1 protein-coding gene is annotated in these 251 nt (G+C 68.1%); it reads left to right on the top strand.

Annotation, left to right across the window (positions count from 1 at the left end):
• Positions 1-251 (top strand): M20/M25/M40 family metallo-hydrolase (locus JI666_RS22295; protein ID WP_206895114.1); only part of this gene is annotated, 251 nt, incomplete at both ends.

The raw sequence follows: 251 nt of genomic DNA, 5'->3' as shown, positions 1-251 counted from the left end.
GACCATGCTGCTGGGTGCCGCGCGCTATCTGGCCGAGACGCGCAATTTTGCCGGCCGCGTTGCGCTGATTTTCCAGCCGGCCGAGGAATGGGGCGGCGGCGCCGAGGTGATGGTGAAAGAGGGCATCATGGAGCGCTTCGGCATCTCGCGGGTCTTTGCCCTGCACAATGCCCCCGGCGTGCCCGAGGGCCGGTTCGAAGGCGCGCCGGGCCCCATCATGGCCGCCGTCGATACGCTGTGGGTAACGGTCA

Source organism: Bacillus sp. NTK071, from assembly GCF_017303315.1.
Taxonomy (GTDB): domain Bacteria; phylum Bacillota; class Bacilli; order Bacillales; family Guptibacillaceae; genus Guptibacillus.
Note: the sequence above shows the minus strand (reverse complement) of the source record. Positions and strands in the feature narration are given on the sequence as shown.